The organism is Corallococcus sp. CA053C, from assembly GCF_003611675.1.
In the GTDB taxonomy this organism is placed as follows: Bacteria; Myxococcota; Myxococcia; order Myxococcales; family Myxococcaceae; genus Corallococcus.
Map to the genome: position 1 here is coordinate 1 of NZ_RAWA01000166.1, position 19,585 is coordinate 19,585.

16 protein-coding genes are annotated in these 19,585 nt (G+C 70.2%); 9 read left to right on the forward strand and 7 right to left on the reverse strand.

Going from position 1 to position 19,585, the window contains the following annotated elements; all coding sequences use genetic code 11:
* Positions 1-572: 572 nt before the first annotated feature.
* From D7V97_RS46645 to D7V97_RS21740, 5 genes are read left to right on the forward strand one after another with little or no spacing between them, the layout of a single operon-like run.
* A complete protein-coding gene (locus D7V97_RS46645; RefSeq protein WP_120612570.1) occupies positions 573-1,397 on the forward strand; it encodes an AfsA-related hotdog domain-containing protein in 825 nt (274 codons plus the stop codon).
* The gene (locus tag D7V97_RS21725) at positions 1,394-2,041 is read left to right on the forward strand and encodes an isoprenylcysteine carboxylmethyltransferase family protein (protein WP_120612571.1); all 648 of its coding nucleotides are present in this window, start codon (positions 1,394-1,396) and stop codon (positions 2,039-2,041) included. The genes D7V97_RS46645 and D7V97_RS21725 overlap by 4 nt, the downstream gene beginning before the upstream one ends.
* Complete coding sequence (locus D7V97_RS21730; protein ID WP_120612572.1) at positions 2,029-3,000, forward strand: NAD(P)-dependent oxidoreductase; 972 nt, start codon at positions 2,029-2,031, stop codon at positions 2,998-3,000. The genes D7V97_RS21725 and D7V97_RS21730 overlap by 13 nt, the downstream gene beginning before the upstream one ends.
* A 12-nt stretch (positions 3,001-3,012) precedes the next feature.
* On the forward strand, positions 3,013-5,712 hold the full coding sequence (locus D7V97_RS21735) for a PEP/pyruvate-binding domain-containing protein (RefSeq protein ID WP_120612573.1): 2,700 nt from the start codon (positions 3,013-3,015) through the stop codon (positions 5,710-5,712).
* Entirely contained in the window at positions 5,709-6,635 is a 927-nt protein-coding gene (locus D7V97_RS21740) for a hypothetical protein (RefSeq protein ID WP_120612574.1), read from the forward strand. Before D7V97_RS21735 ends, D7V97_RS21740 begins: the two co-directional genes overlap by 4 nt.
* Here D7V97_RS21740 and D7V97_RS21745 read toward each other — a convergent pair.
* Entirely contained in the window at positions 6,616-7,461 is an 846-nt protein-coding gene (locus tag D7V97_RS21745) for a class I SAM-dependent methyltransferase (RefSeq protein WP_120612575.1), read from the reverse strand. The two genes, D7V97_RS21740 and D7V97_RS21745, sit on opposite strands and share 20 nt — an antisense overlap.
* Positions 7,462-7,540: 79 nt before the next feature.
* Between D7V97_RS21745 and D7V97_RS21750 the strand changes: the two genes are divergently transcribed.
* Positions 7,541-7,978, forward strand: a complete 438-nt coding sequence (locus D7V97_RS21750) for a helix-turn-helix domain-containing protein (protein ID WP_120612576.1) — start codon at positions 7,541-7,543, stop codon at positions 7,976-7,978.
* Between the two features lie 3 nt (positions 7,979-7,981).
* Here D7V97_RS21750 and D7V97_RS21755 read toward each other — a convergent pair whose 3' ends face one another.
* Together D7V97_RS21755 and D7V97_RS21760 are read right to left on the reverse strand one after the other, a co-directional pair.
* Entirely contained in the window at positions 7,982-9,292 is a 1,311-nt protein-coding gene (locus D7V97_RS21755; RefSeq protein ID WP_147444916.1) for a hypothetical protein, read from the reverse strand.
* 21 nt (positions 9,293-9,313) lie between these two features.
* Complete coding sequence (locus D7V97_RS21760; protein WP_233583050.1) at positions 9,314-10,681, reverse strand: glycosyltransferase family 39 protein; 1,368 nt, start codon at positions 10,679-10,681, stop codon at positions 9,314-9,316.
* 96 nt (positions 10,682-10,777) lie between these two features.
* Here D7V97_RS21760 and D7V97_RS21765 point away from each other — a divergent pair, with 96 nt between their 5' ends.
* Complete coding sequence (locus tag D7V97_RS21765) at positions 10,778-12,865, forward strand: thioredoxin domain-containing protein (RefSeq protein WP_120612579.1); 2,088 nt, start codon at positions 10,778-10,780, stop codon at positions 12,863-12,865.
* 31 nt (positions 12,866-12,896) lie between these two features.
* Here the strand turns inward: D7V97_RS21765 and D7V97_RS21770 are convergent, their stop codons facing one another.
* The 3 genes from D7V97_RS21770 to D7V97_RS21780 all read right to left on the reverse strand — a co-directional run bounded on the left by D7V97_RS21770 (position 12,897) and on the right by D7V97_RS21780 (position 15,990).
* Positions 12,897-14,459 carry a transglutaminase family protein gene (locus D7V97_RS21770; RefSeq protein WP_120612580.1) on the reverse strand — a complete coding sequence of 521 codons (1,563 nt, stop codon included), beginning with the start codon at positions 14,457-14,459 and terminating at the stop codon, positions 12,897-12,899.
* A gap of 66 nt (positions 14,460-14,525) precedes the next feature.
* Entirely contained in the window at positions 14,526-14,999 is a 474-nt protein-coding gene (locus tag D7V97_RS21775) for a GNAT family N-acetyltransferase (protein ID WP_120612581.1), read from the reverse strand.
* On the reverse strand, positions 14,890-15,990 hold the full coding sequence (locus D7V97_RS21780) for an ATP-grasp domain-containing protein (RefSeq protein ID WP_120612582.1): 1,101 nt from the start codon (positions 15,988-15,990) through the stop codon (positions 14,890-14,892). The genes D7V97_RS21775 and D7V97_RS21780 overlap by 110 nt, the downstream gene beginning before the upstream one ends.
* A 175-nt stretch (positions 15,991-16,165) precedes the next feature.
* Here D7V97_RS21780 and D7V97_RS21785 point away from each other — a divergent pair, with 175 nt between their 5' ends.
* Positions 16,166-17,458 (forward strand): HD domain-containing protein, encoded by a 1,293-nt coding sequence (locus tag D7V97_RS21785; protein ID WP_120612583.1) that lies wholly within the window; start codon positions 16,166-16,168, stop codon positions 17,456-17,458.
* A gap of 15 nt (positions 17,459-17,473) precedes the next feature.
* Entirely contained in the window at positions 17,474-19,012 is a 1,539-nt protein-coding gene (locus D7V97_RS21790) for an MBL fold metallo-hydrolase (protein WP_120612585.1), read from the forward strand.
* On the opposite strand, the gene D7V97_RS44745 is transcribed toward D7V97_RS21790, so the two are convergent.
* On the reverse strand, positions 19,009-19,585 hold a 577-nt coding region (locus D7V97_RS44745), incomplete at its 5' end, for a GlsB/YeaQ/YmgE family stress response membrane protein (RefSeq protein ID WP_158623428.1). The genes D7V97_RS21790 and D7V97_RS44745 overlap by 4 nt on opposite strands.

Below are 19,585 nucleotides of genomic sequence, written 5' to 3' on the forward strand. Positions count from 1 at the left end.
GCCCAACGCCCGTCCCACGCACTGCTTTGCGACCGCGAGCCCGGGAGCCCCGAAGGCTCCGCGCCCGCACTCGCGGAGTGGCCGGACCGTCATCACGGCGCCGTTGATCCACAACCGGGGGCACGCCTGACTGTTCGCCACCTGTCGCATCAGGCCTGTGTCCCACCCCTGTCATGTGTTCACCACCGACCGTGCCACCCCGGGAGGGCTCGCCGTGGGGCTGCCGGAGGTCCCGCCCGCGCCTCCGCCGGGAGCGCTCGCGGGATGAAGGGCGTCGTGCGTCTTCGGGTACGAGACGAAGTCCACCCTGCGACAGCTTCAGCTCCGCGGACCCTTCGAGGTTGAAGGGATGCGATCCGACCGATGGCATCCTCACGCGGACCGACCCCGTGCGCGTGGCGGAGGTGCGGGTCCGCTGCGAGCCGGTGATGCGCGGGTAGCTTTGGATGTATCGCTTCCGCCCATGTGCCGAGTCAGGCTTTGGGCGCGGAGTGGCGGGCCTTGCCCGGTCCTCGTATTGAAACATCACGGTTCATAGACTGTCTTTCCCCCTCAGTTGGAGAAAGACAGACATGGAACCTGGTTCCAGCCAGCCCGAGCGCCGCGTGCGCGTGGAGTCGCCGGAGGCTGTCGCATTCCTGCTCGTGCCGGAGTCCCTCCTCCCGGAAGTCGAGCACCCGTGCCTCATCCCGGTGAAGGACGTGGAGGAGGCGGAGTTCCTGGCCGCCGTCCTCCAGGAGCACTGCGGCCTCTACCTGGGCACGCGCGCCGCTGAATTCAGGGAGCTGGCGGAGTGGGCGGACGCCACGCCCCTGGGCGTGCGCGTGGGCGGCCCCTGGCGCAAGGACCCGCCGGAGAACATCTCCGAGCTGCTGGCCCGGGTGCCCGTCCGCAATGCCGTCTCCGAAGGGCGACAGGCCTTCAGCGAGGAGGAGCAGTCCCGGCCGCTGGAGCGCATCGACGCGGGGCTCGTGCACAAGCGAGACCCCGCGAACGTGCTGCTGGCCAATGCCTGCCGGGTGGGAGCGCTCCAGCAGTTCAACGCGGTGACCGAGTCCCCGGAGTTCCACTTCGATCATCCCTCCGAGCACGTGCAGGGGATGCTCCTCACGGAGTTGGCGCGGCAGGCGAGCATCGCGACCATCCACGCCGTGGGGCTGCCGCGGGACTGGGCGCTCATCATGACGCGCCTGTCGCTGGAGTTCCGCCACTTCGTGCGCAACGACGTGCCGGTGATCATCCGCACCTTCGTGAGCTTCCGGCTCCCGGAGTGGGCGGAGCCGGTGCGGAGCGTCGGACGCCGCGGTCGCATGTGGATCGCCGTGCAGGGCTGGCAGCAGGACATCTGCTGCTTCTCGGGGCTCCTGGGCGCGCACAGCGCGAAGGCGGCGTCATGAAGCACCTGCATCGGTGGATGCCCACGCTGCTGCTGGTGACGGGGGTGGGATTGCTCATCCCGCTCGGCCTCCGGCAGGTCCTGCGCACGCCGGAGGAGAGCCGGCCCATCGCCGCCGTGATGCTGGGCGCGTACCTGGCGTGGATGCTGTTGGAGAGCCGGGTGACGCTGCGGGAGACCCGCAAGCCCACGGCGGAGCGCGACAGCGCCACGCTCGAGCTCTATGCGATAGGGCGCCTGGCGACCCTCCTGCTCGCGGTGGCGTTCCCCACGCTGGAGATGGGGCCCGTGCCGCGCGCGGTGGGCTTGCTGTGTTTCATCAGCGGTGTGTCGCTGCGGCTCACGGCCATCCGCACGTTGGGGCGGGCGTACTCGCACCGGGTGCGGCTGCCGGACGCGAGCCTGCTCGTCACGGGCGGCGTCTACCGCAGGCTCCGGCACCCGGCCTACACCGGCATGTTGCTGGCGCACGTGGGCTACCTGCTCGTCTTCCCGGCCGTGGCGGGCATCGCGGTGTTCGCGTTGCTCTTCATCCCGGCCGTCCTCCTGCGCATCCGCCACGAAGAGCGGCTGCTGCTGGGCTCCTTCCCGGGCTACGCCGAGTACGCGGCGAGCCGAAAGCGATTGGTTCCATGGCTCTGGTAAATACGCCCGGTGGCTTCGGGGTCGTGCTGCTCGGCGCGACCAGCATGCTGGGACAGGCGTTCCTGCGGCATCGCGGCACGCATCCCGTGCACGCGCTGGTGCGCACGCCTGATGGACGTGATTGGGGTGACGGTGTCCACGTCGTGCAGGGAGACCTGCACAGCCTCCCCGACGCGCTGTTCCCTTCGTACCCGTATGTCGTCCTGCACCTCGCGACGAAGCAGCGGGACTCGGACGGCACGGGCTTCGAGCGGACCAACGTGGAAGGAACGCGGCTGCTCCTGGAGCGGCTCACGGGAGACTGCCGGGGTGTCCTCTACGGCAGCTCCATGTCCGTCTACGGCCTGGGGCCCCACGAGGGCGTGACGGAGGACCATCCCCTGCGGCCCCACACCGCGCTGGCCCGCTCGCGCGTGGCGGCCGAGGCCCTCGTCATGGAGCACGCCGTCCAGCGGGGCCTCCACGCGGCGCTGCTCCGGCCGCGCTTCCTCCTCGGGCGCGGGGACCGATTCGTCCTGCCCGCGATGGTGAAGCTCGTGAAGCGGGGCGTGCAGGCCGGTGACGACGCGGTGGCGTTCTCGTTCATCGACGTGGATGACCTGGGCAGCATCCTCTGGAGGCTCGCGCGACGGATGGTGGAGACGCCGCGTCCCGAACAGCAGGCGTTCAACGTCGGCTATGCGCAGCGGCTCGCGCGCTCGGAGTTCCTGGGCACGCTGGCGCAGGGGCTCGGCCTGCCGGATCCGACCGTGAAGGTCTCCGTCCCCGACTGGCTCCTGCACGGCCTGCGGGAAGACTCCAGCAAGCGTGCCCGGGCGGTGGCCGAACGTCTGGAGTTGCTGACCCGGTCACAGTGTCTGGATGTCACGCGGCTCGCGGCGGTGCCCGGCCTGGAGGACCTGGTGTCGCGGTCTCCGGTGGACGCCCTGCGCGGCGCGCTCAATGCCTTTCGTTCCTGAAAGCCCCAAGCCATGACTGCCCCCCTTCCCCTTGTCTCCATGACCGAGGCCGGAGATCCGCGCCACGTCGGCCAGAAGTTCGCGCGCCAGCAGCACCTGGCGCGGGAGGGCTTCCCGGTTCCGGAGTTCTTCTGTCTCACCACCACGATGTTCCAGGAGGTGGCGCGGCCCCTCGTCCCCGCCATCGAGCAACTCACGTCCACGGTGGACCGCACGTCCCAGCAGGACATCCGCCGCGTCGCCGAGGAGCTTGAGCGGCTCTTCGTGGAGGTCCCGCTCCCGGCCGGAGTGGAGGTGTCCATCCTGGACGCGTTCGACCGGACCTTCGGAGCTGAAGCGATGGTGGCGGTGCGCGCCTCCGTCGTGGCCCGAGTGCTGGGGGAGAGCGAGGACTCGGAGACGGATCCGTTCGCCGGGGTGAGCTCCACGTTCCTCTACGTGCGGCGTGACTCGCTGCTGGAGCGGATCCGTCGTTGCTGGGCCTCGGGGTACACGCCGGAGGGGCTCATCTACCGGCTGTCGCAGGGGCGCGACGTGCAGGGGCTCACGGTGGCGGTGGGCGTCCAGCGGATGATTCCGGGGCGCCGTTCGTTCGTGCTCTTCACGTGCGACCCGAAGACGACCGAGCGCAAGACGCTCGTGGTGGCAGGGCATGGGATTGGAGAGGGCGTCGTCCAGGAGAAGGTGGGCGTGGACCACTACTTCATCCATCCGCAGACGGGGCACATCGACCGGGAGCTGGGACACAAGGCGGAGATGCTGTGTGAGAACCCGGTGCCCGGAGGCGAGCTGCTCAGTCGGCCCGTGCCGGAGCCCCTGCGGGACGCGCCCTGCCTCACGGACGCGGAGCTGGGCCGGCTGGCCACGTTGGGGCAGGACATCGAGCGCACGTTCGGCGTGCCCCAGGACATCGAGGGCACCTTCACCGAGGACGGGACGCTGCATGTGCTGCAATCGCGGCCCATCGCGTTCGACTTCCGGAAGATCCGCGTGTGGAGCTGCGCGAATGTGTCGGAGAGCTTCCCGGGCGTTACGACGCCGCTGACGTACTCGCTCGCGAGCCACTTCTACGAGGTCATCTTCTACGACTGCGTGCGCCGCATGTGGGGCGCGGACGCGCGGGCCCTGCATGACCAGACGCCCGCGTTCCAGAACATGCTGGGGTTCATCGACGGGCGCGTCTACCACTCGCTGTCGAACCTGATGCACGTCAACGGCATCAACCCGTTCGTCGCGCTCACCTCGATGCGGGACCTGGAGCACGTGCTCCAACTGGACGCCTCGCTGTTCATCCGGCTGCCCGGCCACCGCGACAGCTTCCCCAGCACCGCGAGCTATGCGTTCGCGCTGGGCCGTTCTGTCGCGGGAGCTCTGAAAGTGACCGCGACGTTCCAGCGGGACTTCGACGCGTTTGAGTCGTGGTGGAAGAAGACGCTCGCGGAGGTGCGAGCCCTGTCCCCGGCGAGGGAGGATCCGCTGGTCCTCATCCACCACTTCCGGAACATCTGGACCGGAGTGGGGAACTGGTGGGGGCTGACGCTGATCAACCACTGGTACATCAACTCGTACTACGGGCTGGCGAGCCGGATGCTCCGAGCGTGGACCCGCGAGGATCCCAGCGCGCTGCTCGTGGGACTGCTGTGCGGAGCCCGGCCGGACGCGAGCACGCACGCGCTCCTCTCCGCGGTGGCGCTCGCGGAGACCGTGCGCGCGGACGTGGCGCTGTCGAAGCTCTTCGCGGAAGAGGAAGCGGAGGAGGTGTGGCGGAAGCTCGCCGCCGGTGAGGTCGCCCCCACATTCGCGCGGGCGTTCCGCGAACACCTGGGTGAGTACGGCGACCGGGGCGTGCAGGAGCTGAACGTGGAGCGCCCGAGCCTGCGGGACACGCCCTGGGAGCTGGTGCGCGTCGTCCAGTCCTACGCGCGCACGTCCGTCACGCGGGTGGAGCTGAGGGCCTCCGACCTGGAACGGCGCAAGGAGGCGGAGGCGCAGTTGGCCACGCTCCTCCAGGGACACCCGCTGCGGAAGCTGGCGCTTGAGCAGATCCTGGAGCGCCTGCGCCGGGTGATTGGCCTGCGCGAGGACAGCCGGTTCTGGCGTGGCCAGCTCTTCGGGTTCAGCCGGCAGGTGTTCGCTGCGCTCGGCCAGCGCATGGCGGAGCGGGGCGCGATCGATGCGCCGCTGGACGTGCATTACCTCACGATGAAGGAGGTGATGGACCACTTCGAGGGCCGCAGCGTGACCCGGAACCTGGGCGAGCTCGCACGGCTGCGACGGCGGGAGCAGCAGGACAACCAGGAGCGCCAGCCGCCGAGGGACTTCACCACCGTGGGCAGCGTGGCGGATGGCGTGCCGAGGGCCGTGGAGGTGGCGAGCGACGACGCCTCGTTGCTCAAGGGCCTGGGGTCGAGCGCGGGAGTCGTCGAGGGCTTCGCGCGCGTCGTGACGGATCCCGGCGCGGTGGGTTCACTGGGCAAGCAGGACATCCTCATCGCGAAGGAGACGGATCCCGGCTGGCTGTTCCTGATGCTGGCTTCGGGCGGCATCGTGGTGGAGCGAGGCAGCATGCTGTCGCACACGGCCATCGCGGGCCGGAAGTTCGGCATCCCCACGGTGGTGGGCGTGGCGCACGCGACGACGCGGATCCCGGATGGCGCCAGGGTCCGGGTGGATGGCTCCACGGGCATCGTCACCCTGCTGGGGGAGCCATGATCCGGGCCGTGGTGCGCTTCTCCGTGCAGCGCTATCCGCCGCTGTTCTACCTGGTCGTCATCTCGCTCTGGGGCGTGAGCCTGGACGGGATGTTCCAGGTGCTGGACGGGCAGGGACTGAAGCTGTCGCTGGACCTGCTGCACGTGGCGCTGAGCATCTTCGGCGTGGGCTACTTCATGCGCATCGTGGATGAGCTGCGCGACTACGACTACGACCGGATCCACAACCCGGACCGGGGACTGGCGAAAGGAGACGTCAGCTTCCAGGACCTCTACGTCGCGCTCTCCGTGTGCGCCGTCCTCCTGCTCGGGACGAACCTGGCGGTGTCGTGGGTGAGAGCGCTCATCCTGCTCGGCATCATGGGGCACAGCCTGTTGCTCTGGTGGCTGGAGAAGCACAGCGCCGCGTACCAGCGGAGCATGTTCTTGATGATCGGCATCGCCATCCTGTTGCACGTAGGCCATGGCCTCTACGTCTGGGTGGCGCATGCGGAGCGCACGGGTCGGCCATTGAACCCGGCGGGGCTGATCGCCGTGCTGGGCCTGATGTTCCTGTACCTGCACTGGGAGGTGATGCGGAAGACCGCGTGGCCCGGGACGACGAAGCCTGGAGTGAAGCTGTACTCCGACGAGGTGGGGTCCGTGGCGAGCAGCCTCATCGCGTTCGCCATGGTCGCAGGCGCGGCGGGGCTCTACTTGGGCCTCACGCGCCCGTGGCGGGCGGAAACCCTGTCACAGGCAACGGCGTGGTTCTTCCTGCTGCCCGTGGTGTTGGGAGTCCTCAACCTGGTCCTGTTCTTCAAGACCCGGAGCCCACGAAGCCGCTCGGGGCGGCTGGCGGCTATGAGCTACTTCTCGTTCCTCCTTGCCATGCTGGGCCACAGCGTCGCTGAAGCTGCGCGGACTACCTGGCTCGGGCGGTGACCTGCCAGCAGGCAGCGGTGAAGCGGACTTCCGCTCCGTGCACATAGGGGGCAAAGGCAGCGCGGACCGTTTCGATGACCTGCGTGCGGGTCTGGTCGTCCGCCTCTTGTAGGAGCAGGCCGACGGGACCGAGCCGGGTCACGTAACCGAGTAGCTCCTTCTCGGGGAGGGTGCAGGCGACATCGATGGGCTGGAGCTCAATCTCAGCCCAGCCGCTCTCTTCCAGGATGGAGGAGCCCCGATTCCGGTCCGCGAAGGCGAACTGCCCCGGTCCCCCCGGCTTGCGAACGGGGAGGTTCGGCAGGAGCGGTGCCGCGGCACGTTCGGCGGTCGTCATGAACGGATTGTCCGCGGCACTCCGCCAGGCGATGAACCGGAGCTCGGCGTCGTGCCTCGCGGCACGCCGCAGGTTCTCGAAAGCCCGGACCGGGTCGTCGAAGAACATCACGCCGAAGCGCGAGATGATCAGGTCGAAGCTCGCGGGCTCGAACGCGTGGTTCTGCGCGTTGGCGCGGATGAAGCTTGCCGTCGTGCCTTCCCGTTCAGCGCGGACCCGGGCCAAGGCGAGCATCGGCTCCGAGATGTCGATGCCGAGGCAGTGGCCCTTCGCTCCCAGCCGCCGCGCGACGGCGAGCAAGGTGCTGCCCGTACCGCAGCCGACGTCGAGCACCCGACCTCCGGACTCGGCGGAGACCGCTGCGACGAGCAGGTCCTCGAACGGTTTGAACATCCCATCGAGCACTTCCTGTGCGTCGACCCAGGCGCGTCCGGCGCGTCCGTTCCAAAGCTTCGTCTGTTCGTCCTCGTTCGGGGGCGTGGCATCCATGTTCGTCTCCTCCTGCTGGCTTGCCTTCGTGAAGTGGAGATTGCACTGTGCCACTTCAAGTCAACTTGAGGTCAAGCGCATGGGAGACCTGGACATCACGGAGGTGGCGAAGCGGTCCGGCGTTCCTGCCTCGACGCTGCGGTTCTACGAGGAGAAGGGGCTGATCACCTCCATCGGGAGGAGGGGGCTGCGCCGTCTGTTCGATGCGGACGTGCTGGAACGATTGGCACTGGTCGCGTTGGGGCGCGACGCAGGCTTTTCGCTCGACGAGATCGCGCGGATGTTCGCGTCGGATGGACGACCGCGCATCGACCGAAAGATGCTCGCGGCCAAGGCGGAGGAGCTGGACAGGACGCTCCTCAAGCTCACCGCCATGCGCGACGGCTTGAGGCATGCTGCTGCCTGTCCCGCGCCGAGCCACATGGAATGCCCCACGTTCCGCCGCCTCATGAGGGCCGCCGCGTCAGGAGCAATGAGCGAGCGAACGAAGAAGGCTCCGCAGCCGCCGAGACGCTGAACTCTACTCCGCGGCCTGGGGCCAGGTCTTCAGGACGGCCTTGGCGGCCGCTGCCTGTGCCAGGGCCACCCGGCCAAGCAGCATCTGGGAACCCATCTGGATGCGAAGCCACATCCAAGCGGGCGGACCCGGGACATGGCGAGCCTCTTCCGCGGACCGGAACAGTCCTCCGGTGGCGGCCACCACGCGCGCGACACACGCGTCAAACTCTGACGCTGGCAGCCAGCGCAGGGTGTCCAGCACCCGTTCCAGGTCGAACCGCGGCAGTGACGGAGCCTTGCCCGTGAGCGCCAGCAGGGCCTGACGCTCCTGGCCGTCGGGAATGAAGGACACGCCCCCGGGGCGCAGCACTGCACAGCCCTCGCGCTTTCCCAGCTTCGCCGCGAAGACCACGGCGTTCTCGACCTGCACCCCCGCTCGGGCTGCTCCGAGCAGCGGCGGCTGACGGTGCAGCTCCAGCAAGAGCATCACCCTCCAGGCCTCCGGGACCAGGCGCGCGTGCAGCCGTCGATCTCCCTCCACGCGCACGTCGAGACGGGACCGGTCGAGTTGGACGCCATCATCCGGAATGGACGCCAGCCGCACGGACTGGGGTTCGCCCAGGTGCGGAAGCCAGAGAAGACGCTCGCTCGTGAGCAGCAGCCGACCCGAACGCAGCAACGGCACCCACCAGCACGCCATCCCGACGCCCAGGACGAGGAACGCCGCCACCCGCTCAAGCGCGGGAGGCGCGACGAACAGGAGCGGCAACGTCAGCAGGATGCCCAGCGCCACCCCCAGCAAGTAGCGAAGAGGCACCTCGATGTCGGACTTTTTCGTGGAGCTTCGATCCGAGTGCCTGCGGGTATTGGTCTCGAAGACAACGACCTCTCCTGGAGCCAGCTTCCTGCGAACGGGCTCACGCACCAGCGCATCCAGCCGCGTCAGTGTCTCCTCCAGGGACAGCTCCGGAGGCGCCACCGCCAGTGCGTCCAGCCTGCGAAGAGCGAGCCCCGTGAGCCGCGCTCGCCGTGCCACCAGCTCGCGGGTGTCTTTCCAGATGGCGGTGTCTTCGGTCCAGCCCTCCGCCACCGCGCGGCGACTCACGCGCTCCAGCGCCTCCGGCAGCAGGTCAGCGTGCCCCACGAGCGTCTGGATCAACTCCGGCCGCCGTTGAAGTCGACGGTGCCACCGGTGACTGCTCAGCAGCGTCTCCAACTCCGCATGAGGGCCCAGGGCCGCGGCGATGACCTGCGCGCGGCCCTCGAGCTGGCGCTCGGGGTCGGTCTCTAGCGGCGACGAAGATGCCAGCGGGGGGCGGGGACGTTCAGCCATCGTGCCGGGAGGATAGGGACTTCACCTGGCACCCTCAAAGCCACCCAGCCGCCACACCGTGAACGTGTGCATGCGCCGTCCGCGGAAGTCGACCGCGAGCTCCACCGGGCCCTCCACCAAACCGGAGCGCTGGACCAGTTCCTCCGGGGGCTCCACGCCGTTCTCCGAACACCACAGCACGTCCTGCCCGGGCTGCACTTCCAGCGGAGGCCACACGTCGTACTGGCTCTTGCGCCGGGCCGGGCCCACCGTGTCCGTCTCCACGCCCGCCGCGTACGCCACCTGCGAGGCCAACTGGTACGAGGGGGCGTACACCACCGTGCGGCCCGGCTTCATGTCGGGGAAGAGCAACTCCGGCGTCGCCAGCTTCTCCAGCGGACTCCAGCCGTGCGTCCGTGACAGCAACACGTCCCGCTCGAACGTCAGCACCGGGAAGAGCAGGTGCGACGTCACCGCGAGCGACACCGCCATCCCACTCCACGCCGCCGCCCGCTGCCACGCCGGCCGCATGCCCGCGACCCCGACGCACGCCGCGAGGTACGCCGCCGCCGGCCAGTTGGCCTCACCCCGCGTCCGCGCCGCCGCGTAGCCGAAGAACACCAGCGGCACCACCGTCGCCATGCGCAACAGGAACTGCTCGCGTGGCCCGCGCACCGCGTACACCAGCGCCAGGGGAAAGAGCACCGGCCCACCCAGGGCCAACTGTCCCGCCAGGTACTCCCCGAACGTCGCCCACCCGCCGCGTCCGCCCAGGCCGTGGTTCAACTGGAACGCGAACCCCACCCAGTCATGGCTCGCGTTCCACAGCACCACCGGCAGGAAGCACAGCAGCGCCAGTCCCGCCGTGAGCCACGCTCCCGCCGGCAGCCTCCGCGCCCGCAGCGCCGCGAGCATGAACGCGAGCCCCAGCAGCACCGACGGATACTTCGACAGCAGCGCGAGCCCGCACGTCAGTCCCGCCAGCACCCACTTCTCGCGGTAGAGCGCCCACAGCCCCAGCGCCCAGAACAGCAGCATCGGCGCGTCAGGCGTGGCCCAGACTCCGGCGACGATGCCCACCGGCACCGCGCTCCACAGGGCCGCCGCGCGCCAGGCCGCCTCGCGCGTGCCGTGCACGTCCCTGGCGAGCCCCCACACCGCCACGCCCGTCCCCAGGCCGCACAGCAGCGCGGCGCCCCGGAGGCCCAGCGCGGAGATGAGCCACGCCACCATCGGGGGATGGTCGAAGTACCCCCAGGCGGGGTGCCGCGCCCATTGCCAGTAATAGGCCTCGTCGAAGTAGACGTCCGTGCCCAGCGCGAGCGCGAGTCGGACGGCCACCCCCACCGCCACCAGGACGATGCACGCCTTCATTCCCGGGCCGGGGCTGGAGTGGGCGGATGCACGCACGCTCCCTGGACAAAGCGCACCCGAAGGCTGTTGGCCAGCGGCGAGTGAGACCATTTCGGCTTGCGAGCAGGCACGCTGGCTCACAATGTGAGGCGCATGGCCAATGATACCCCCGCGGGCCCCACCAACCGTCTGGCCCGGGAGCCGTCGCCCTACCTGCGCCAGCACGCCACGAACCCCGTGGACTGGTACCCGTGGGGCGAAGAGGCCCTGGCCCGCGCTCGCGCGGAGAAGAAGCCCATCCTGCTCTCCGTGGGCTACTCCGCGTGCCACTGGTGCCACGTCATGGCCCACGAGTCCTTCGAGTCCCCCGACATCGCGCGCCTGATGAACGAGGGCTTCATCAACATCAAGGTCGACCGCGAGGAGCGCCCCGACCTGGATCAAATCTACCAGGGCGTCGTGCAGCTCATGGGGCAGGGCGGTGGCTGGCCCCTCACCGTGTTCCTCACCCCCGACCTGCGCCCCTTCTACGGCGGCACCTACTTCCCCCCCGAGGACCGCTACGGCCGGCCCGGCTTCCCCCGCCTGCTCACCGCGCTGCGCGACGCGTGGCTCAACAAGCCCGGCGAAATCGAGGACCAGGCCCAGCGCTTCCAAGAAGGCCTGGGTGAGCTCTCCACGCACGGCCTGGACGCCGCCCCCGGCCACCTGTCCGCGGAGGACATCGTGGCCATGGGCCATGCGATGGCGAAGCGCATGGATCCGGTGCACGGCGGCTTCGGCGGCGCCCCCAAGTTCCCCAACCCGATGAACGTGGCGCTGCTCCTGCGCGCGTGGCGTCGCGGCGGCGGGGAACCCCTGAAGGCCGCCGTGTTCCGCACGCTGGAGCGCATGGCGCTGGGCGGCCTCTACGACCAGCTGGGCGGGGGCTTCCACCGCTACTCGGTGGACGAGCGCTGGCTGGTGCCGCACTTCGAGAAGATGCTCTACGACAACGCCCAGCTCCTGCACCTGTACGCGGAAGCGGAGCAGGTGGAGTCGCGCCCCCTGTGGCGCAAAGTGGTGGAAGAGACCGTCGAATACGTACGTCGTGAGATGACCGACCCGGCCGGCGGCTTCTACGCCACGCAGGACGCGGACAGCGAAGGCGAGGAGGGGAAGTTCTTCGTCTGGCGCCCGGAAGAGATCCGCGCGGCGCTGTCCCCAGGGCAGGCGGAGACCGTGCTGCGCCACTTCGGCATCACCCCCCAGGGCAACTTCGAGCACGGCGCCACCGTGCTGGAGGTCGTCGTCCCCGTGGCCACGCTCGCCACTGAACAGGGCCGGCCCGTGGAGGCCGTGCAAGAGGAGCTGGACGCCGCGCGCCGCCTCCTCTTCGCCGCGCGCGAGCAGCGGGTGAAGCCGGGCCGGGACGACAAGATCCTCGCGGGCTGGAACGGGCTGATGATCCGCGGCCTCGCGCTCGCCTCGCGCGTCTTCGACCGGCCGGACTGGGCGAAGCTCGCGGCGCGTGCGGCGGACTTCGTGCTCGCGAATATGTGGGACGGGACGCGGCTGTTGCGCTCGCACCAGGACGGCCAGGGCCGCATCGACGGCTTCCTGGAGGACTACGGCGACCTCGCCTCGGGGCTCACCGCGCTCTACCAGGCGACCTTCGACGCGAAGTACCTGGACGCCGCGGACGCGCTCGCGCACCGCGCGGTGGCCCTCTTCTGGGACGAGGAGAAGCAGGCGTACCTGTCCGCGCCCCGTGGACAGAAGGACCTGGTGGTGGCCGCTTTCTCTCTCTTCGACAACGCCTTCCCGTCCGGCGCCTCCACGCTGACCGAGGCGCAGGTGGCGCTCGCGGCCCTCACCGGCGACGTGGCCCACCTGGATCACCCGGAGCACTACGTCGCCAAGCTGCATGATCAGCTCGTGCGCAACCCGCTGGGCTATGGGCACCTGGCGCTCGCGGCGGATTCCCTGCTGGATGGCGCGTCCGGCGTCACCTTCGCGGGCACCCGCGAGGCCGTGGCTCCGCTGCTGGCCGCCGCGAACCGCACCTACGCGCCCGTGTTCTCCTTCGGGTGGAACGACCCGGGCACCCCTCCGCCCGCGCGCCTCCAGGAGCTCTTCGAGGGACGCGACCCGGTGGAAGGGCAGGGCGCGGCGTACCTCTGCCGAGGCTTCGTCTGCGAGCGGCCCATCACCGACGCGGCCACGCTCGCGGAGCGACTGGTGGCGGCCCCGGGCCACTGACAGGCCCGGGAGCTGCCTCCAGAGCCGGGAACTACTTCACGTCCGTGACCTGGAGCGCACCGATGAGGGGCGTGATCTCCGCGTTCCCCTCGTAGCCCACGGCGAAGTGGGTGGCGTCCGCGACGGGCTGGTTGAAGGTCGGGTCCAACTGGGTCCACTCGCCCACGTACGCCTCCACCCACTCGTGCCAGTACAGCGCGGGCACGCCGTCGGAGTTCACCATGTAGATGACGCCGTCCACGCGGCGCGCGGGGATGCCGGACGCGCGCAGCATCGCCACCGTGAGCAGCGAGTGCTCCGTGCAGTCGCCCTTCTTCTGGCGCAGCACGTCCGTGGCCCGGTCCGCGCTGGCGCCGTAGTCCTTCTGCAGGTTGCTGTACACCCACGCGGACAGCATCCGCGCCGCCGTGTACGCGTCCTTCTCCTCGCGGATGATGCTCTTCGCCTGCGCGAGGATGGCCGGCGCTTCGGACTCCACCGCGAGCGTGGACTTGAGGTTCTCCCCGCCGTCGGGGTCCGCCACCGGCCGCGGCTTGCGGCCCCGGGGTGAGGGCGGCGCCGCCATCAGCGTCACCTCCACGCGGCCGTCCGGCAGCGCCTTGTACTTCTGCCGGTACGTGTCCTGCTGGAACTTCGCCGGCAGGTTCTTCATCACCAGCTTCACCTGGCCGGGCACCTCGCGCGCCTTCGCGGGCAACGGCTTCGGCAGCACCACGCGCGTGAGGCCGAACACCTCCACCAGGTCCATCCGCTTCGCCACCGTCTCCGACTCGGCCCGCGCCTGCATCGTCTGGCCGAAGTCCACCCGCACCATCTTCCCGTCCGTCGTCAGGAAGGCCGCCACCGGCACCTTCTCCTTGTCCGACAGCGTGCTCACCCGCGACAGCTTCACCTTCACGCCGCCCAGCACCTGCTCCTCCGGCGCCTCCAGCGTGGTGACGGTGCGGTAGCCCTCCAGGTCGGTGCCGTCCAGCGGCACGCCCTCCACCTTCTGCCCGCGCAAGAGCGCCACGCGCGCCTGATCCGCGTCCTCCACCGTCTCCTTCGGCGCGGGCAGCGGCTTGAGCACCTCGTCCGGCTGACCCGGGCGCTTGCGCACCACGCGGAAACCCTCCGCCGTCGCCGTGCCCACCAGCTCCTGGTCCCCGCCGTCCCCGCGCTGGGTGACGGTGAAGGACAGCAGGCGGCCGCCCGGCTTCGCTTCGTAGACGCGCACCTCGCGGTGCACGCGCTCGGACACCCGCGTGCCCACCTGCGCCTTGAAGGTGAGCTCGTTGATGCTCTGGGCCTTCCCGCCCGGCAGCGCCGTCAGGTCGGTGAAGAACCAGCCCACCTTCTTGTCCATCAGGTACAGGCCAAAGTACTCGCCGCCCTTGGGGCGCGGGGCCTTCAGCGCGTCGGAGAGCTCCTGCGCCTGGGGCGCGGGGGCCTTCGTCTTCGCCTGGGCCTTCTCGGCGGCCGCCTTCGCCTGGGACTTCAGCGCGGAGGCGGAGGGCGCCTGGGCCCAGGCGGGGGCGGGTGCCCCCGTCAGCAGGGCGAGCAGGCTCAACAGTCCCAGACGGGTGCGTCGCATCGGTCGGTTCGTGGAAAGCATCTGCCCCCTCCTGACGGGGACCCGGGCGGCGGCTTCACGCCCAGGGGTGTGACGGCATGCCGCGGACTACAGGCGCTTGGTCAGGATGATGAGGTCGTCGCCCACCTTGTAGAAATCCCGCAGGCGCGCCTCCTCACCGTACTTCATGGACGCGTAGAAGCCGCGCGTGGGGCCGTAGGCCTCCGTGGCGCTCGTCTCCACGCGCACCAGCCGCCCACGACGGCGGCGCAGGTCGCCCTCCATCGCGGACACCAGCGCGGCGCCCACGCCCTGACCGCGCACTTCCGGCGCGGAGGCGATCCAGTACAGGTCGTGCGTGTGCTCCGTCATCGGCGTGGGGCCGTAGCACACGTAGCCCACGAGGCCGCCTTCAGGCCCGCGGTCCGCCACGAGGATGGAGTAGTCCCGGTTGCCCGCGGTGAGCGCGGTGTCAACCAGCTCGATGGCGCAGTCCTGCTCCTCCTGCGAGAAGGTTTCGATTCGCCGGATCAGCGCGGCGAGCGGTTCCCGGTCCTTTCTTTCGAGTGTGCGGATTTCCATGGGCTCTTTCGAGAGCGACCTCCACGAGTCGTGACGCCAGGGTCGCGTAGTCCATCCCAGCGGCAAGCGCCGCCTTCGCGAACCCAGCGCCCGGGTGAAGGTCGCAGTTGGGGTTGATGTCGATGACGTACGGCACACCTTCGGGCGACACCCGAAGGTCCACGCGTCCATAGTCCTGGCAGTCCAGCGCTGCAAATGCTTCCAGCGCCGTCTGGACGCAACGGGCTTCCTGCACTGCGTCGAGCCGCGCCGGTCCGGTGGGCGAGTCCCTGCACTCCGGGGACTCCGCCTCCCACTTGGCCCGGTACGACACGATGTTCGGGCGGTTGTCGAACGCGCGGCCGAAGTGGATCTCCGAGAGCGGCAGCGGCTGTCGCGGGTTGTTGCCCAGCAGCGGCACGTACACCTCGCGCCCGGCAATGAACTGCTCCACCAATGCCGGCTGGTGGAAGGTCTTGAGCACGGACTCGCACGCGCGCACCAGCGCCGAGCGCTCCGTCACGACCGAGTCGAAGTCCACGCCCACGCTCGCATCCTCGCGCGCGGGCTTCACGATGAGGGGCCAGGGCAGGTCCACCGCCAGGGCGTCCTCGCGGCGGCGCACCACGCAGGAGGCGGGCGTGGAGACGCCGTTGGCGCGCAGCAGCTCCTTCGCCTTGGGCTTGTGCAGCGCCAGGCCCAGCGACAGGGCGGACGAGCCGGTGTACGGCAGCCCCAGCGCGTCCAGCAGGCAGGGGATGGCCATCTCCCCCCGGCTGTCGGCGGCCAGCGACTCGCAGAGGTTCACCACGAGGTCGGGCTGGAGGAAGCGCAGGGCCTCCACGAAGTCCAGCCGGTCCCCTTCGATGGCGAGCGGCTCGGCGTTGACGCCGTCCCGACTCAGCGCGTGGGCCAGGCTTTCGGCGACCCGGACCACATCCTCGCGGGCTTCTCTCCCGGGGTCTTCTTCCAGCAGGTCGTGGTCACGATTGTGCAGCAGGATGATGTGCATTCGGAGTGACCGAAGGGTTAGCACGTCCCCAGGGACCTTCCCAGCCTGTGACATGGTGGCTGGTCGGCCCCTCACGGGGCTACCGCCCGCAAGGGTCTGCGGTACGGTAGGTGACCTCCAAGGTGGGCGACCGCCCGGAGGAGGTCCGGGATTCCAGAAGCCCGGCAAGGACGACATGCGGATTCGCGACCCCATCCACGGCGTCATCCCGGTCAGCGACCCGGAGAAGGCCGTCATCGACAGCCGCTTCTACCAGCGGCTGCGCTACGTGCGACAGCTGGGCTTCGGCGACATGGCCTTCCCCGGCGCCACCCACACCCGGCACGCCCACAGCCTGGGCGCCATGTTCGTCGCCTCGCGCGTCTTCGGCGCCGTGGCCAGCCGCTCCGACCTGCCGGACGATGTGCGTGAACATTTCTGCGAGGCCGTCCGCCTGGCGGTGCTGTGTCATGACCTGGGGCACATGCCCTTCTCGCACGCGTCGGAGCGCATCGCGCCCCGGCGTTCGCTGCTGCGGCTGCCCGGCTGGCTGGATTCCGTGGCGGAAGGGGAGCAGGCGAACCACGAGGACTTCACCGCCAAGCTCATCCTGGACAGCTCGCTCACGGAGATCATCCAGCGCGAGTTCGGCCCGCGCGGCATCACCCCCATGGCGACGGTGGCGCTCATCTCCGGCGCGAAGCCGCCCAAGGACCCCGGCTTCACCTACAAGGGCGTGGACTGGACGCCGCTCTTGCGCGCCATCGTCTCCGGGGAATTGGACGCGGACCGGATGGACTACCTGTTGCGCGACTCGTTCTACACGGGCGTGAACTACGGCCGGTACGACCTGGATTGGATCGTCTCCAACCTGAACCCGGCGGTGAAGGACGGCAAGGCGGTGCTGGCCCTGTCGCGCGCGGCGGCGTTCGCGTTCGAGGACTTCCTGCTCAGCCGCTACCACATGTTCGTGTCGGTGTACCTGCACCACACGTCGGTCAACTTCGACCACATGCTGCGCCGCTATTACGAAGAGACGCCCGGCGAGTTCGAGATCCCCGCGGACCCCGAAGCCTTCCTCCTCTGCGACGACGCGGCGCTCTGGTACACGCTGCGCCGCTCCAAGAACCGCTGGGCGGAGCGCATCAGCCGCAGGCAGGGCTTCAAGCTGCTGGCGCAGTTCACCGAGCGCGACACGGGCTACGACCTGGAGGTGCTCAACAGCGCGCTCACCAGCGAGGGCTTCGAGCACTACACCGTGCAGTCCAAGGGAGCGCTCAGCAAGTACGTGGGCTCCGCCGGGGGCAACCCGGGGTTGTTCATCCTGGACGTGTCCACGGGCCGGCTCACGGAGGTGGCGCGGTACACGCCGCTGTACCAGCGCTACAGTGGCGCGGTGCGACTGACGCGGCTCTATGTCCGGCCGGACCAGGCGGAGCGGGCGCGTGAGATGATGGGCCGGCTGCTGGGCCAGACGACGCAGTCCTGAGAGATGGTGCAGAAGATGAGTGAGCTCCTTCCAGGCATGGGTCTCCTGCCGTCCCACACCCCCGCGGAGCCCCGCGCCTCCTCGGTGGTCATCCTCTACCGCCGCGCGCGCGACGGCGTGGGCGTGGAGGTGTTCTGGGTGAAGCGCGAACGGGCGCTCGCCTTCGCTGGCGGCTTCTACGCCTTCCCGGGCGGGAAGCTGGACCGCGACGACGCGGACGTGCCCGTGCAGGGCGCGCAGGGCGAGGAGGCCGCGCTGCGCTCGGCGGCGGCGCGCGAGCTGTTCGAGGAGGCCGGCGTGCTGGTGGCGCAAGGCGCGCGCTCGCTCTCCCCGGAGGCGCTGGTGGAGGGAAGGCAGGCGCTGCTCGCGGGCTCGGTGAAGTGGAGTGCGTTGCTCGCGGGCCACACGCTCTCGCTGCACGCGGAGGACCTGCGGCCCGCGGGCCGGTGGATCACCCCGCCCTGGGCGCCGGTGCGCTTCGACACGCGCTTCTACCTGGTGGAGCTGCCGGAGGGCGCGAGCGCGAGCATCATCCCGGGCGAGCTGTCCGAGGGCGCGTGGATCCGCCCCGCGGACGCGCTGACGCGCTGGAGTGAGGGCACGGCGCTGCTGCACCCGCCCGCGCAGCACGCGTTGCAGGTGCTGTCGGAGTTCACGGACGAAGCGGACGCGCGCGCCCGGCTGTCCACGCCGCCTTACTGCCCGGGCTACGTGGCCCAGCGCATCGAGTTCCAGCGCGGCGTGCGGGTGGTGCCGCTGGAGACGCCCACGCTGCCGCCCGCGACGCACACCAACGCGTACGTGCTGGGCACGGGCGACCTGCTGGTGGTGGATCCGGGCTCCTCCGACGTGAAGCAGTACGCGAAGCTGCTGTCGCTCCTGGCGGGCCTGAAGGCGGAAGGGATGCGGCCCGTCGCGGTGGTGCTCACCCACCACCACGGCGACCACGTGGGCGGAGCGCTCGCGGTGAAGGAGCGGCTGGGCATTCCGCTCTGGTGCCACGCGCGCACGGCGGACCGGCTGGACTTCCAGGCGGAGCGGCTGCTGGAGGACGGCGAGGTGCTGGAGCTGGGCGGCCCGCTGCCGCAGCGCTGGCGCGTGCTGCACACGCCGGGGCACGCGCAGGGACACCTGTGCCTCGTGGACTTCCGCAGCAAGGCGGCGGTGGTGGGGGACATGGTGGCCAGCGTGGGGTCCATCGTCATCGACCCGCCCGAGGGCAACATGGTGGACTACCTCACCCAGCTGAAGCGGCTGCGCGACTGGCCCGTCACCACGCTGTACCCCGCGCACGGCTCACCGGTGCCGGACGGCCCGGGCAAGCTGAATGAGTACCTGCGCCACCGCGCCCAGCGCGAGGCCCTCATCCTGGAGGCGGTGCCCGCCACGGGCGCCACGCTGGCGGAGGTGGTGGCGACGGCCTACGCGGACACGCCGCCGCTGTTGCACCCGGTGGCGGAGCGCAGCGCCCTGGCCACGTTGGAGAAGCTGGTGGCGGAGGGCCGCGTGCGCGAGGAGTCCTTCACCTGGTTCCGGGTCGGCGACGGGGCCTAGAAGCTGCCCAGCAGGGCCAGGCGCGGGCCCTTGTCGCTGTACGTGGCCACGGGGAGCAGCCGCACCCCGGGCGTGTGGGCCTGCGGTGCGGCGGCCTCCTGCTGGAGGGCGTTGGCGTGGGACAGCTCGAAGCCCACGCTCGCGCCCACCACCGGCAGGACGAAGAGCGCGATGTTGACGGCCGCGGGCGCGTCACTGCCGCCGCTGTTCGCCAGCGACAGCCCCAGCAGCGTCGCGCCCCAGCCCACCATGCTCCCGGCCACCGTGGCGCCCAGCCTCCCGCGCCCGTTCATGAACCGACCGCCGCCATACGTGCCCACCGGGATGCCGATGAGCGCGCCGGCCGCCGTGCCCGCGACGGCCACCACCAGGCACTCGTCACACCCCACCGTGGCGGAGCCCAGCAGATACCCGAAGGAGCCCAGCACGGTGGCGCCCACGACGCCGCCCGCTGCACCGCCCAGCAGCTCCATGCCCACGCGCGGCACCGGGTCCTTCGCGGGTTGCGGCCGCGTGGACGGCAGGGCCCCGGCGGTGACGGCGGGGTGGGAGGCGGACGGCCCGGCTTGGGGC

Bases quoted from the DNA above. Each gene is read 5' to 3' on its own strand.
- D7V97_RS46645 (WP_120612570.1), top strand. From the start codon at position 573: ATGGAACCTGGTTCCAGCCAGCCCGAGCGCCGCGTGCGCGTGGAGTCG.
- D7V97_RS21725 (WP_120612571.1), top strand. From the start codon at position 1,394: ATGAAGCACCTGCATCGGTGGATGCCCACGCTGCTGCTGGTGACGGGG.
- D7V97_RS21730 (WP_120612572.1), top strand. From the start codon at position 2,029: ATGGCTCTGGTAAATACGCCCGGTGGCTTCGGGGTCGTGCTGCTCGGC.
- D7V97_RS21735 (WP_120612573.1), top strand. From the start codon at position 3,013: ATGACTGCCCCCCTTCCCCTTGTCTCCATGACCGAGGCCGGAGATCCG.
- D7V97_RS21740 (WP_120612574.1), top strand. From the start codon at position 5,709: ATGATCCGGGCCGTGGTGCGCTTCTCCGTGCAGCGCTATCCGCCGCTG.
- D7V97_RS21745 (WP_120612575.1), bottom strand. From the start codon at position 7,461: ATGGATGCCACGCCCCCGAACGAGGACGAACAGACGAAGCTTTGGAAC.
- D7V97_RS21750 (WP_120612576.1), top strand. From the start codon at position 7,541: ATGGGAGACCTGGACATCACGGAGGTGGCGAAGCGGTCCGGCGTTCCT.
- D7V97_RS21755 (WP_147444916.1), bottom strand. From the start codon at position 9,292: ATGGCTGAACGTCCCCGCCCCCCGCTGGCATCTTCGTCGCCGCTAGAG.
- D7V97_RS21765 (WP_120612579.1), top strand. From the start codon at position 10,778: ATGGCCAATGATACCCCCGCGGGCCCCACCAACCGTCTGGCCCGGGAG.
- D7V97_RS21770 (WP_120612580.1), bottom strand. From the start codon at position 14,459: ATGCTTTCCACGAACCGACCGATGCGACGCACCCGTCTGGGACTGTTG.
- D7V97_RS21775 (WP_120612581.1), bottom strand. From the start codon at position 14,999: ATGGAAATCCGCACACTCGAAAGAAAGGACCGGGAACCGCTCGCCGCG.
- D7V97_RS21780 (WP_120612582.1), bottom strand. From the start codon at position 15,990: ATGCACATCATCCTGCTGCACAATCGTGACCACGACCTGCTGGAAGAA.
- D7V97_RS21785 (WP_120612583.1), top strand. From the start codon at position 16,166: ATGCGGATTCGCGACCCCATCCACGGCGTCATCCCGGTCAGCGACCCG.
- D7V97_RS21790 (WP_120612585.1), top strand. From the start codon at position 17,474: ATGAGTGAGCTCCTTCCAGGCATGGGTCTCCTGCCGTCCCACACCCCC.